Annotated in this window: 11 protein-coding genes; 5 read left to right on the forward strand and 6 right to left on the reverse strand. The window is 36.2% G+C overall.

Annotated elements, in window-relative coordinates:
* Positions 1-19: 19 nt before the first annotated feature.
* The gene (locus AOR04_RS19795) at positions 20-2,044 is read right to left on the reverse strand and encodes a hybrid sensor histidine kinase/response regulator (RefSeq protein ID WP_096794434.1); all 2,025 of its coding nucleotides are present in this window, start codon (positions 2,042-2,044) and stop codon (positions 20-22) included.
* A gap of 180 nt (positions 2,045-2,224) precedes the next feature.
* A complete protein-coding gene (locus AOR04_RS19800; protein WP_007375621.1) occupies positions 2,225-2,446 on the reverse strand; it encodes a hypothetical protein in 222 nt (73 codons plus the stop codon).
* A 642-nt stretch (positions 2,447-3,088) separates the two neighbouring features.
* Here AOR04_RS19800 and AOR04_RS19810 point away from each other — a divergent pair.
* The 3 genes from AOR04_RS19810 to AOR04_RS19820 are packed head-to-tail and all read left to right on the forward strand — an operon-like array spanning position 3,089 to position 5,210.
* On the forward strand, positions 3,089-3,376 hold the full coding sequence (locus AOR04_RS19810; protein ID WP_007375620.1) for a hypothetical protein: 288 nt from the start codon (positions 3,089-3,091) through the stop codon (positions 3,374-3,376).
* Complete coding sequence (locus tag AOR04_RS19815; protein ID WP_198403031.1) at positions 3,373-4,968, forward strand: PepSY-associated TM helix domain-containing protein; 1,596 nt, start codon at positions 3,373-3,375, stop codon at positions 4,966-4,968. Before AOR04_RS19810 ends, AOR04_RS19815 begins: the two co-directional genes overlap by 4 nt.
* On the forward strand, positions 4,965-5,210 hold the full coding sequence (locus tag AOR04_RS19820) for a hypothetical protein (protein ID WP_008134420.1): 246 nt from the start codon (positions 4,965-4,967) through the stop codon (positions 5,208-5,210). Before AOR04_RS19815 ends, AOR04_RS19820 begins: the two co-directional genes overlap by 4 nt.
* 9 nt (positions 5,211-5,219) lie before the next feature.
* Here AOR04_RS19820 and AOR04_RS19825 read toward each other — a convergent pair whose 3' ends face one another.
* Positions 5,220-6,056, reverse strand: coding sequence for a patatin-like phospholipase family protein (locus AOR04_RS19825; protein ID WP_096794436.1), 837 nt, complete (start codon positions 6,054-6,056; stop codon positions 5,220-5,222).
* A 154-nt stretch (positions 6,057-6,210) separates the two neighbouring features.
* Here AOR04_RS19825 and AOR04_RS19830 point away from each other — a divergent pair, with 154 nt between their 5' ends.
* Positions 6,211-7,083, forward strand: coding sequence for an SMP-30/gluconolactonase/LRE family protein (locus tag AOR04_RS19830; RefSeq protein ID WP_096794437.1), 873 nt, complete (start codon positions 6,211-6,213; stop codon positions 7,081-7,083).
* A gap of 34 nt (positions 7,084-7,117) precedes the next feature.
* Here AOR04_RS19830 and AOR04_RS19835 read toward each other — a convergent pair whose 3' ends face one another.
* Complete coding sequence (locus AOR04_RS19835; RefSeq protein WP_008134418.1) at positions 7,118-7,573, reverse strand: NfeD family protein; 456 nt, start codon at positions 7,571-7,573, stop codon at positions 7,118-7,120.
* 21 nt (positions 7,574-7,594) lie between these two features.
* The gene (locus AOR04_RS19840; protein WP_007375614.1) at positions 7,595-8,548 is read right to left on the reverse strand and encodes a slipin family protein; all 954 of its coding nucleotides are present in this window, start codon (positions 8,546-8,548) and stop codon (positions 7,595-7,597) included.
* A gap of 447 nt (positions 8,549-8,995) precedes the next feature.
* Between AOR04_RS19840 and AOR04_RS19845 the strand changes: the two genes are divergently transcribed.
* Complete coding sequence (locus AOR04_RS19845) at positions 8,996-9,892, forward strand: cation diffusion facilitator family transporter (protein ID WP_096794438.1); 897 nt, start codon at positions 8,996-8,998, stop codon at positions 9,890-9,892.
* Between the two features lie 48 nt (positions 9,893-9,940).
* On the opposite strand, the gene AOR04_RS19850 is transcribed toward AOR04_RS19845, so the two are convergent.
* Positions 9,941-14,452 carry an EAL domain-containing protein gene (locus AOR04_RS19850; protein WP_096794439.1) on the reverse strand — a complete coding sequence of 1,504 codons (4,512 nt, stop codon included), beginning with the start codon at positions 14,450-14,452 and terminating at the stop codon, positions 9,941-9,943.
* Between the last annotated feature and the right edge of the window lie 118 nt (positions 14,453-14,570).

Below are 14,570 nucleotides of genomic sequence, written 5' to 3' on the forward strand. Positions count from 1 at the left end.
ATACAATTATATTTTCTTATTAATGTTTGAGTTTCAGCCGCTCAGCAGCCGATGCAATCGCAATTTCTAATGAGTGCATTTTAAATGGTTTTGAGATAAACATATCCATACCAGCTTGTTTGCATGTTAGCTTATCTTGCGCTGATGTATTAGCTGTTAAGGCAACAATATAAGTTGAGTCATGCCTGCAAATGTTTTTTGAACGCAGTTGTTTTGTTGCCTCAAAGCCATCGAGTATAGGCATAATACAATCCATAAAAATAAGATCGTAGTGTTTTTGCTGACACTTTAATATGGCGTCTTGCCCATCAACTGCAAAGTCGGGTCTCACATTAAACTTATTTAATGATGCATCAAGTACTAATCTATTTATATCGTTATCATCGACAACTAAAACAGAAAGCTTGCAAGCATAAAGATTAACTTGCGATATGTTACTTGAGTGATGTATTTGTTCTTTGCCCGGTTTAATTGGAATACTCAGTAAAAAATGTGTGCCTTTATTTATCTCACTCTCTACTTTTATTGTACCGCCCATATATTCTACAAGTTCTTTAACTATTGCTAAGCCAAGTCCTGTTCCACCTTTGCTGTTTTTGGCGTCGACTTCTTGAGTGAAAGGCGAAAATAATGACTTTAAAAACCCACTTGTCATGCCTCTGCCTGTGTCATGCACTTCAATATTTAAAGTGAATTGATTACTCGCTTTAGTTATTGATGTTTGCAATTTTACCGACCCTTGCTCGGTGAATTTCAAAGCATTACTTAATAGGTTAGAGACTATTTGACTTAATCTTGTATTGTCTGAATAAGCCCAGCAATGGTCGGGTATATTATTGCTAACTTTTAAGTCCACATTAGTATTTGTAAACAATGGGGAGTACAAGGAAGTAAGATCAGTAAAAATTGTTTTAAGTAAGAAATCGGTTGGTTCGAGTTTCAATTCACCATGATTGATTTTAGAAAAATCGAGTACTTCATTGATTATGCTCAGAAGAATATCGGCACTGCGTAATGCAACTTTTATTTTTTCAGACCGTTTTTCTTCGTTTTGTTCATCTATTAATGTGGTTAGCATGCCTGTTATACCGTTGAGCGGTGTTCTTAGTTCATGACTTATTTTTGCAAGTAACATGCTTCTATCGTCAAGTAATCGTTCCGCTTCGGCCTTTTTATTTTTAAGTTCTTCTCTGAGGGTAACTGACTCTGTCACATCTTGAAATGTGCCAAAAAGTCTTACGCAAATACCGTCATCAAACTCAGCTTCGCCAAAAGTTGACACCCAAATATGTTGCTTTTTAGCTGTGATTATCTCCAGTTCTAAATGCCACTTTTCACCTGATTGTATGGCGAGTTCGACTGCTTTTGTTATACTATCTCTGCTTTGACCTTCTTTATAAAATTCAAGCGCAGAGTCTATTTTTGGTTGATAATTTTCGTCAACTTGATGGATGCGTTTAGTTTGTTGACTCCAATAAATATTATTATTAGTTAAGTCTACTTCCCACGTGCCTATATTAGCTACACTTTCTAGTTTCAATAAACTATTACTGTTTTTAGTGAGTTCTTCTCTTGTGATGCTGCGAGCAAATTCAGCCCCTAACCATTGTGCAAACAACTCAATGTAGTCGTAGGCGTCGTCTGAAAATACTGGTGATTCAGTTGCAGAAGAGAAGTTAACAGTACCGTATACATTGTTACCTACTTTTATAGGTGCACCAATGTACGATTCTAACTGAAAATTAATATAGCATGGGTGATCTGCAATTATGCTCTGTGATACTTTATGAAATGCAAGTGCGGAACCTGCCTCAAGTGTGTGTACGCAGTAGGTGCCATCCAGATCAAATTGAGTGCCTATTTTTAATTCGTTATTAGGGGTTATGGCATGTAACACTGAATAACAGTTATTTTCAACACGGCTAATGATTGCTAAATCGAGGTTAAAAACCTCGAGTCCGAACTCTAGAAGCTGGTGGGTTTTATCGTCAAAATTAAGGTCTTGATCCGATACTATATCGTGAAAACGTCTAAGAAAATTCAATAGAAAACATCCCTTAATTTTTTAGAATCTAATTAATATCTTGATATGGAACTAGCTAGTAAAGCAGCTTAACTAAAGATAGCGTTATTCAGCTTTTATTTGTAGTACTTGTTCAATATTTTTTACTGAATTTGAGCACAAAAGATTATTTATAAATCTTTTAATTATCAAATCATTATATTAATAAGTTGAATTGGGTGTGTACTCAGGGTTGATATCGCCGCCTACTTCTTCAGGATCAACATCGTTAATAAGCAATGTTTCGCGTACAGCTTCAATGTGATCAAGCACACTTTGGTAGCGCTCGCCATATTCATACTTTGTCACTTCAATCGCTTTAGGCATGTAAGTAAAGGCTATTTTAAGTGCGTGGAGTGCTTCTTCGTTTATTTTTTCGCTCATAATGTTCTCTTATGTGTAGGTTATAGCTAACCTGAGTTCTGGATAATAAATCTATCTCAAGCAGCTGTTTTTAGCGCTAATTGCGTTGAATTTCCTTGCAATAGACCAGCTATTGACGCGTAAATTCGCCTTGTTTTCACCAAAAATTTCTAGCTAGAGAGAAACAGACTTAAATATCGTTATTATTTATAGTGTTTTTAAATCTCTTAACCAGAATTCAGGTTAGTTAATAAAATACCACCAAATACGATTCGGTAAAGACCAAAACTAACAAAAGTGAAATTTTCTAGAAACCGTATGAATAGTTTAATAGAAAAATAAGTGACTATAAAAGGCTTTAAAAGGGCTGTTACGCCATCTAATGTTTAAGCAACTCGTAGCCTGAGGGAGTAGCTAATACAGGTAAGCCAAGAGAAAACGAAAAAATCAAACTCGGCTTCACTGAAAAGGGGCATTACTGCGTACCTAAATTGCACTGCATAGCATAAAAGCTAATAAGAAAAACCAACCGTGTTTTTAGTATAAAAGCGGCTTAATTTGTTTAATAAATTGCATTAAGTAATAAATGCACAATATAATGGCAATTGTTATTATTTGCATGTGCGGTTTTGTATATGTTTAGGCAAATTTAATGAGCGAAGAATGGATAATAAAAAAACGTTTACAGCCACACGGCGAAGACACTTAATTGCGTGTGTATTAGCACTAATTACTGCGGTAATAATAATTCCGGGTATGACAACCTACTTACCGTTTCAAATGAATGAACAAATATTACTGCCTATTTTACTTTTTCCTGTTATTTGGACTGCGTTGTTTATTTATGCGTATTTGGCGCAAAAGGTATGGCAACCTTTTGTTGTGATGATTGTACTGTGTGTATCACATGGTTTATTGAGTTTTTGGGCGTTAACGCAGGGGCAGGGATGAAGTCGATCACTTTAAAAAAGCTATTTTTATTACATAGCTGGGTAGGAATTATTACTGCGGTACTGCTATTTATTGTTGCATTTAGTGGGGCATTAGCAGTGCTGTCGCGACCTGAGTTAAAAATATGGGCAAATCCAGAGCTACAATCTAGCCAACACGTTGCCAGCGCGCAAATTAATCGACTAGTAAATAAATACCATAAACAAGTACCTAGTGAATTTGGCGAAAACATTCATGTGTTTTTGCCAAGTGGGCATAACTTTCATTTATTAACGTTGGTATTTGAATCTCACCATGGTGATGAAAATTACGACCAAGAGGTGGCCAGAGTATTTCAATTTCATCCCAATACATTGGCGCTGGAAAATACTTACTATGGGCCTAGTAAAGAATTTTACGCTAATAAAAAAACGGATGCGCCAACTTATATAGGCGAGTTTCATGCAGACTTGCATTTAGGGCGACCAATTGGGTTAATACTCACTGGGTTTTTAGGCCTAACGCTTTTAGTAAGTGCGGTTACAGGCTTGTTTATTCATCGTAAATTGATAAAAGAGCTTTTTACGTTTAGACGAAATAAAGGGTTAGATATTGCAGTCAGTGATGCTCACAAAGTTATAGGTATTTGGGGCAGCGTATTTAATATTGTGATTGGCTTTACAGGATCATTTTTAGGGCTCGCGACCATTATTTTACTACCAGCAGCTGCGTTTGTGAGCTTTGGTGGCGATCAAGATAAGTTAATAGAAACGTTTACCGCCATTCCTGAGCCGGTAGTTAGCCACATTAAGCAACCTACAAAAATAGACACTATTTTAGAGAATGCCCATAGCCGTTACCCTGAAGCAGTAATTAGGGATGTCACAATAATGGCGCATAACGATGCGAATGCGCAGGTGTATTTGCGTTTGTTAGGTGGCGAGGCTGTTGCTTCTCAGTTACTGCATTATCAAGGCAATGGTGAGTTTGTGCAGTCGATGAGTAGTTTTGGTGATATTTCGGGTGTATCAATACAAGTAATTGAGTTGATGTTTCCGCTGCACTTTGGGAACTTTGCAGGGGTGTTTGTAAAATTACTTTGGGTATTGCTTGGCTTAAGTACCGCGCTTTTACCTATTTCAGGGATGATGATGTGGCTGGCAAAGCGTACACGTGGCAGTAGCCCGTCGCTGAGTATGCAGGCATATGCACGATGGAATCGTTTTATTATTGGCAGTTGTGGAGGTTTGGTATTAGCAAGCTTTGTGTTATTTCCTTTACAAGTTGTACTTAATTATACCGTTATTGGTGTGGCGCAAAATAGCTTTTTTGGACCCGTGTTTTTTTATACGTGGTTGGCATGGTTACTCTTAAGTGTATTGCCTGTAGGTTATAAAAACTATTTTAAGCTGACTCTTTTGCTATGCGGCGCTTCGCTTGCGTTCGTGCTGCCGCTCAATATTATATTTGGCGTGAGCAATGTTATTAACCTTAATAGTACGTTTGTTGCGGTAGTAGATATAAGCTTTATGGTGGTGGGTATCGCGTGTATTTTTGGTGCCTTAAAAATAAAAAACACACAAAAATTACAAGCAGAGGTACAACCCGCATGAACGAGCTACTAATTACAATTGCAATGGTGAGTTTGCTACTAATGATGCTCAACATACGAAAAAATACACTAACAATAGTGACTAAAACATTTTTAAGTACACTGTTATTTGGTTTAGCGCTGATATGTTTTATGAGTATTTACGGTATTTTAGGCGGTGCAATATGCACCGTTGTGGGAGCTATGTTAGCTGGTTTACTAACTGCAGTTATTGCGGGTAAAGCACCGCAATTATTAGGTTAAAAAATGCAGTTATTTAGCTAAAAAGGCCTTAGCAGCATCAATTCCCATGTTGTAACCACTATTAAGTATTTCAAACTTTTTAGTGGTACGCCCAACTTTAAAATTAGCCGGTGGTGCAATGATATTGATTTTGCAGTCATTAGGTGGATTCATAATAAAATCGATAGACTTATTATAAAAATTAGCCCTGTTTAAGGTCGTTTGAATTAATGCTGGATAGTTTTTATACATTTTTTTAGTAAGCCAAGGTGCCTTACTTGGTTTTTTACGATAGCCCAAACATTGAGACAAAATAACGGTGATTTCGTGTGCACCCATTTCGTAAGCTTTTATAACCGGAATTGAATCAGCAACACCTCCATCGGTCATCGCTATGTCATTAATAATAGGGTAGTCACGATATGCAATGGGTATAGCGCATGATGCTTTTAATTGATGCACCATTTCGGCGCTGGTGGCTTTTAAATAGTGTGCTTTGCCTGATTCGATTGCCGTAGATACAATATAAAACTCGTGTGGAGTTTGTTCGAATACCTCTGTATGAAGGCGTATTTCGCGAATTGTTTCTTGCCAGAGCCAGTCTAAATCAAATAAATGACCACCTTTAATAAAACGCGCTAAATTGATAAATTCAGGTCGGCACGAGTAGTCGGTAATCACTTTATAATTTCGCATTGGTTGCTTACATAAAAATGCGGCTATATTCGTTGCGCCAGCTGATACACCAAAATAGCGTTCAAACGGTTGGTATTGTTGTTTTAAAAACTCATCAAGTACACCTGCGGCAAATATACCGCGCATTGCACCGCCTTCAACGACGAGTGTATTTTTATTATTGTTGTTCATGGTCAATCCTTTTATGAAATTTTATGTTATCAACTCAGTCTAAAAATTACTAATGGTGTTGATAAATTAAAGCTGAGTACACATCGCGAAATTCACTGTTTTCTGGTAAGGTTTAATATTACAAGGCTTTGTTAATAATAAAGAATAATTACTTATGTTTGATCCTAGCGTAACCATTTTTGAAAGCACACAGTATCAGCTTGCAGAAAGTCCACTTTGGCATCCTGTGCTGAATACTTTTTTTTGGGTCGACATAAATAAAAAATTACTTTTAAGCAAAAACATACACAGTGAAAGCCAACTAAAAACAGTTAATATGCCCGATACGCTCAGTGCAATCGCTTGGATTGATGAGCAGCACTTGCTGCTCTGTACAAGTACTGGCTTATATAAATATCATATTAATTCAACTACTCGCCATCTTATTCTTAATATTGAAAATACACAGCTAAATAGGCGTTCAAACGACGGCCGTGCTGATCCATGGGGTGGCTTTTGGTTAAGTACAATGGATGTAAATGCTAAAAAAGGGGATGGTAAAATATACCGTTATTATAAACGCCAGCTTAAAGCCGTTGTAAGTGGTTTGAGTATCCCAAATGGATTGTGTTTTGATAAGCCACGTTTACGCGGTTATTATTGCGACTCTTTAACGAGCTGTATTTATGTATTAGATTTGGATGAGCAAACTGGCGAACCTTGCGCTGAGCCACGTGTTTTTTATCAATTTAATAATACTGATGTTGACCCCGATGGCTGCGTAACCGATAAATTAGGTAATTTGTGGCTAGCTGTTTGGGGAATGGGATGTGTTATTTGTTTATCCCCAGACGGTGCGTTAATTAAAACGATAAAGCTTTGTGCATTAAAACCGACATGCGCTGCATTCGGTGGTAAAAATGCTGAGTTGTTACTTGTGACATCGGCGTTTGATGAGGCGATTAATAATACTGTTAGTGAACAAGGCGCTGTATTTCAAATCTCAGGCATAAAAAACGGGCAGTTTGAGCCGCCCGTTTTACTGTAATTTATTATACACAGTGCTTGTTTTAAAGTGATGATTAGCTTTTAGGCTTAACCCACATAACACCCACTTCTTTTTTGGTTACTAAGACCTCAGTACCGGCGCTAATTGGTTGCTCACTTTTGAGTTTCCAGCTAATACCTGAGTATTGATGTGTAGTTAAACCTTGTTCTGTTACATCGCTAGCAAGTACAAAAGTAAGTTCAGCAAAATCACTATTTACCTGTTTTTTATCTACGCGATTTTGCATTTGTTTTAATGGTTTCCAAAGTACAACCGCCAAGCCTGCGGTTACAACTGCGTTACTCCAAAGGGCTATGGTTAATGAGTCAGGTAAAATACCAAAACTCATTAATAATCCGGTAAGGAATAACGATAATCCAAAAAACAATAAAATAAATGTAGAAAGGCCAAGTACTGCTACTTCTATTATTAAAGCAACAATACCAAGTACCATAAGTGTTTGCGGTAAATTTTGCGTAATAAAATCCATACAAACCTCTTTATTTAGTTATTAACCCTGATGCTTTTTATTTAAGCTATTAATGATTGCCATACCTTGGGCAACCATTGAACTTGCATCTGTCGCGTTGTCTGGCAGTAATACAATTGATGACTCACGAGCAATGGCTTCTTTAGCAGCGATTGCTTTAGTTGCTAAGTCTAACTGAATTGCTTTTTGGCCTTGCTCTGTATCTGCGGCTTCACCTATTTTAATAAGTGCATTTGCTTGTGCTTCTGCAACCGTAGTAATAGCTGTTGCTTCACCTTCAGCGCGTAAAATTTGCTCGGCTTTGTCGGCTTCAGCAGCAAGTACTTGTGCTTGTTTTTTACCTTCAGCAACGTTGATATTTGCTTGGCGATCACCTTCTGACTCTAAAATTTGAGCTCGTTTAACACGCTCAGCTTTCATTTGTGCTTCCATCGCTTCCATAATAGAGTTAGGCGGCACAATATCTTTAATTTCGTAGCGAAGTACTTGAATACCCCAAGGCTCAGATGCCTGATTTATAGCTGCAACAATGTTTGTATTAAGTAAATCACGCTCTTCAAATGTTTTATCAAGCTCCATTTTACCTAATTCTGAACGCATGGTTGTTTGCGAAAGTTGTACAACCGCAAACGTATAGTCGTCAACGCCATACGTTGCTTTGTACGGGTCTAGTACTCTAAAGTACAGTACGCCATCAACTATAAGTGAGATGTTATCTTTAGTGATAGCTGACTGCGATGGTACATCTTGAGCTTGTTCTTTTAAGCTACGATCAGCCGATATTCTATCAATAAATGGAATAATAAAGTTAAGGCCAGCTTCTTTAGTTGATTGGTACTTACCAAAACGTTCGATTAACCAAGCGCGATTTTGTGGTACAAATTTAACGCTACTTTTTAAAAGCACGATAACAAAAACAAGTAAAAAAGCCTCAACAGTAAAAACCATATCGAGAATTTGTGTGACTGGATCCATTTAAACATTCCTTATAATAATTAAACGCTGAGCAGTTGTATTGTTTATAATTTCAGCGTGTGTAGATTATCACTACTAAGGCGTTTTAACCACAAAAATAGGCACTAGAGAAGTGGGGTGATATAGCATTTTTTGAAAGTGCTGGCATTTTAATTTTATCAATTTTTACTGCACGAACCGAAAAGTTTACTTCCACAAAAATATTCTATTCTCAGTTTTATATTGGATGTAACTCAATAAGTGTATATTAATTTACTTAAATATAGGGCTATTTAACAATGAGAAAACCACCCCATAACGAGACAAAATTATTATATCTATTTACTTAACTTTTTAGTGCGTTTAAGTGCGTAAAGTATTACAATTGATACTGTATATCATTACTCCTTCCAGTTGAGCCTTTTAATGGCTTACTTGCATTTTAAGTATAGGTAATTCAAGCACTTCATGACAGAGATCACTACACACCAAGCTTCACGCCGTAGGCTACTGATTGCCCTGGCTATCACTTGCTCATTTATGGTTATTCAAGTCATCGGGGCTTATTATTCAAATTCACTTGCGGTACTTGCTGATGCGGGTCATTTATTTGTCCATAATAGCTCACTTTTTATTGCTTTAATTGCGTCTAGCTTAGCGATTCATTTTGCTAAAACCTATAATGATGGACATCAACGGGCTGAGTTATTAGGTGGACTTGTAAATGGTGTTTTGTATTTAGCTATTAGCTTAATTATTTTGTATGAAGGCGGTGAACGGTTCATGCATCACAGTGAGGGGCATGAGCTTGCTATTAATAGTTATTTAATGTCGGTAATTGCGGGGATCGGGTTTTTGTTTCATGGCGCAGCTGCTTGGGTTTTATACAAAGGACGCAAAGCAAGTATTAATATCTATGCCGTATTCTTACACTCATTTTTTGATTTAATTTCTACTGTATCGACTTTTGTTGCTGGTGTGCTTATTTATTTTACTGGCTGGGATGTAATTGACATTCTATCGAGCATGTTGATTGCGTCGTTTGTTTTATTTACTGGTATTAAAGTAATTATTAGTTGTATTAAAGGTTTACGTTTAAATAAAGCGCAGTTACCAAAAGCAATTGATATTGAAAACGAAATTACGCATATGGAGCACGTGCATGATGTGCATAATGTCACTGTTACTCGTAAGTACAGAGGGATCGTAGTTGGTGCCCATGTTGTACTTAAACAGCACTGCACTATTGAAAAACACGACGAAGCGTGTCGCTTAAAAGTAGAGCAAGTGCTATCAGACAAATTCAATGTTAAAAGTAGTGTGTTGCAAATAGAGAGCCATGCTGAGCATACGCATGTTCATTAATTTATGAACATGCTGGGCGTGATTTTATTCGCATGCGAATTAGTAAAATTAAATTAACCCCAAAATTTCTTCAAAACAACTATTTTTGCGTAACTCTTTGGCGCTCATTGGCTTTGCAAAGTAATACCCTTGTAGTACATGGCAACCTATATTTGCTAAAAATATCATTTGCTCTTGTGTTTCAACACCTTCAGCAATGCAATAAAGCTCTAAGTTTTCAGCTAACGAATATATGGTTTTAATAATAGATTCATCGTCTTTATCAATACCAATACTATTAACAAAACTTTGATCAATCTTAATTACATCTATAGGGAACTGACTTAAGTACGTTAATGACGAGTAACCCGTGCCGAAGTCATCTAGCAGTAATTTAAAACCAGCTGCTTTTAAGTTTTGTAATTGTTTAGCTGCTTTAAATTTGTCTTCAAGTAAAATACTTTCTGTAATTTCAAGTCTGATCTGCCTTGGTGATATTTGTGATTTTTCTAATATATAGAGTAGCCGCTCAGTTATATTCGCTTTTAAAATATGTTTAGGTGATAAATTCAAAGAAATATAAAACAATGGGTTATTGCTCAGAATTGGAGCAAGCTCAATAAGTGCTCGTTTCATTGCTTGCTCTGTAAGTTTTTCTATTAATCCTGTTTCTTCTGCGATAGGGATAAATAAAGCAGGTGACACTAATTGACCTTTATTATCCCAGCGCATCAGTAGCTCTACGCCATTAATAGTTTTTGTTTTTATATTAACTATAGGTTGGTAATGATTAAAAAACCGATTGTCTTTTACGGCATCTTTTAAATCATTTTCAAGAATAAGCTTTTGTTTTATTTCTTCATTCATTTCTTCACTAAAAAATTTAAATCCATTTCTGCCAGCTTGCTTTGCATGCATCATTGCAACATCAGCATTTCGGATCAGTAGATCTGCATTTATAGCATCGAATGGATAAAGGGCAACACCAATACTGGCAGATATATTGATAGAGAAATCCTCAATAATGACTTTGCTTGCCAATTCGCGGCTAATTTTTTTTACTGTCTCAGTAAGCGACTTTAGTGAATCTACATGCTTTATCAGTACTAAAAATTCATCACCACTTTGGCGGCCAAGTGTTGCTTTGTTACTCAGTATATTTGTTACGCGTTGTGTAATATTACAAAGTAGCTTATCGCCTACGGCATGCCCAAATGAGTCATTAACGGGTTTAAATTTATCAAGGTCGATAAATAGTAGTGCACATTGCTTATTACTTTTGTCTGCATGATTAATCGCTTTTTCTATTTTTTGATGCATTAAACTACGGTTTGGTAAGCGTGTTAGGGGATCAAAGTTTGCTAGATAGCGAAGCTCGTTTTCTGCGTTTTTCTGTTCGGTTAAATCAGAAATAACGACAACGTAGTAGCTTACGTCATTGGTGTCTTTTGCTACTGCTGTAACGCTTATATGTATAGGATGTTCATTGTTTATTGCTGTGTTGATATAGGCATCTGTACGCCAATTTTGTGTTGGCTTTAACGCCTTTAATATTGCTGAATATTCTTTACACTTGGCTTTACCTATCGCTTTAATGAAAAGTTTAGGGTTTAATTCGGCAATAGATTTTTTGTTTGAAAATGTATTAATAAAGCTATTATTGGCTGAAAAAGGCATAAGTTGATCATCAAGGATCAATAGCCAATCGGTTATTTGACTAAAAACCTGACCAAGAATAGCCGCTTGTTGTTCATTGGCTCGCTGCTCTGTAATGTTTGTATAAATACCTGAAATATACAAAGGCTCAGAGGATTGTGGTTTATACACAATTTGGCCAAGGTCTTGATACCATAACCAATGACCTGTTTTATGGCGTAATCTATATGTAGCTTGCCAATTATTTTGCAAGCTTACCGTATCGTTTTGCTGAGCATATGAAAGTAATTGCCCCTCAATTTGTCGGCGATCATCTGGATGTATCAAGGCTAAAAAATCATCTAGTTGAATACGTTTAGGTAAGTCTAAATAACCTAGCTCTTTTCCGCGTTGTGTGTTTACAGAGTTATCCTTAAAGTAATAGTTCCATACACCGCTTTTATTATTTTTAAGCGCAAGCTCAGTTTGCTTTTGCGAATCGATCGTCGCTCTGTGAGCTTTTCCAATCACAATTTGGCGACTGCGATACTGCCAAAAAAGTAAAGACAAAATGATGATAATACCGAATAAGTAGGCAGTATAGGCAATAGGTGATTGCCAAGGGGCATACGCTACATTAAAGTTGAATGTTTTTGGTATGCTTATATTAACTCCATCTCTGGTGTATGCCGATACAGTGAGAGAGTAATCGCCGGGTTGTAATTTAGTAAAAAAGACTTTATTTACTTTTAAATCATCATAGGTAAGCAAGGTTGGTCCTGATAAAGTGACTTTATAACGTACTTTGTCTTTGTTTTGATAATCAAAGATAGAAAAGCTAATCATCAGGCCCATATCTTTATGGCTAAGCATTAATGGCTTGTTAGTGTATTCATTTGGATAATAACTTAGGCTTTTTGAAAATAGGTCTATATCAGTAATTTCAAGGCTACTCTTTGAACTGGTAGTGATAAAATCAGATGGATCAAATACCTGTAGTCCAGAGTTACTGCCAAATGCGAGCTGATTATCTTGCAGTCTAACGGCTGAAATTGGCTCAAATTCATTTGTACTTAAACCATCTTCTATTGTGTAAGTATTAGTATTAAGCGTATCTAAATTGAGTTGATATAAACCATTATTACTACTAACCCATAAAAATCCGTTGTGATCATCTGCAAGCAACGAATAGATAGAATCAGTTCTCAGTGTGTTTTTTAAGCCTATATAATGTTTTCTTTGATACGTACTTGGGTTTACACCAATTAGCCCTTCCTGAGTGGTAGCTAGCCACAAAGTATCACGAGCTTCATCAAGGTAAATATTTTCTACTGTATGAAAAACATTATCTTTAGTGCTGTTCGATTGAAAAATAGTGGTGAGCTTTTGCGTTTTCTCATTATAGCGATATAGTCTTTTTGCAGTGCTCAATAGCAGCTCTTTAGGATGCGATTTCAATGGTTGGTGAAATGTATAAGCCTTTAGAGGGTTGACTTTGTCTTTCAATCCATTGATTACTCTGCTTTCTCCTGTTTTTCCACTATAGATATAAAAGTTTTCACTAGACATATAGGTAAAAACATCGGAGCTGAAAGGGGAAAACCCATATAAATTCTCACCATTCACGCCACTTTTTTTCTGGTTTCTTTTTCCGATAATTTTGCCGGTGCTTTTGTCAAATAGATCCAGTCCATTAAACCGCACTAACCAGAGGTACTTATCATCAAGCTGAGAAGGAAAAATGTCGTATACGGAATATTCACCATAAACCGCTTTAGAGTCAGTTGATTGCAAATATGTTTTACTGTCTTTTGTTGTTAAGTTGTAGCGAGTTAGACCATCGTTGGTGCCTAACCAAAGAATGTGATTTTTATCTTGATAAATTTTATTTATGGTATTGTTTTTAGGTAAGGTAATCTGCTTAAATCTACGAGTCTGAGTTGCCCATGTAAGTACGCCTTGTGTTCGAGACGCGAGCCAAAGTACACCTGATCTATCAAGCATTAAATTGTTTATTGTATTTTCGGTGATGTTAAATTTGCTTTTATCAAAGCTTAAAATGAATTCTAATTGGGTTGTGTCTCTATGATATTGAAACAAACCACTTTCAGTTGCAATAAACTCACCATATACAGTGTTCGCATAATCCCAAATATTATAATCAGCAATAAGAGTGGTAATCTGGGTAGGATCAATCTGTTTAGTGGTGTTAAATGCAATGCGATACATTCCTTCCACAGTGCCAATTAACAGCCCTAAGTCATCATCAATTGTTAAAAACTTGATGTCATTGTTGTCGACTGTTGTTTTTTTAGGTTGGTGAATTGTCAGCGGCGCCAGACTTTGTGTTTTTAAATTATACGTAAAAAGTCCATTATCTGTACCTATATAGAGTGTATTGTCGTAAATTTTGAGAGCTCTGATGTAATAATTTTTATTTTTTAGAGCAATTTTTAAGTCTAATTTTTTTTGATCATTATTAAAGCTAAATATTTTTTCGTTTATCGCAAAATAAAATGTATTTTCTAATTGTGTGATACTAGATATAGGAGAGAAATCTGTTTGTTTTTTATCTAGTTGACCCGAATAAATTTTTTCTGTTTTTAGGGTCAGCGGGTTAATCATGTATGCGCCAGATACATCGGTAGAAACAATTATTTGACCGTCTTGGGTTTTAAACAGTTTATTAATGTAGTCTTGATCTAGGTCGAAACCCCCATCAAAGGTTTTTATTTGATAACCATCATATCTGTTTAGCCCTTGTGCCGTGGCAATCCAGATGTAACCAATATCATCTTGAATCGATTGCAGTGCATAACTTTGTGATAAGCCTTCATCAGTTGAGATGCGTTGTAGCTGTTGAGCATAATTTTGCGAAGCTGATACACTTCCTATGCCAAGAAAACAAACAGCGATGGTGAGGAAAAAAAACTTACTCCAATACACTTATAAACTCGCCCCATAATAAGTAGGATAGTATTGTAATATAGCATAAATTTAAATTTTGACTCGTATGAAAGATACATGAGTCAAACATTTTTTGGTGATTGAATTAAGTTAACTT

It is taken from the genome of Pseudoalteromonas sp. 1_2015MBL_MicDiv, assembly GCF_002407505.1.
Classification (GTDB): domain Bacteria; phylum Pseudomonadota; class Gammaproteobacteria; order Enterobacterales; family Alteromonadaceae; genus Pseudoalteromonas; species Pseudoalteromonas fuliginea.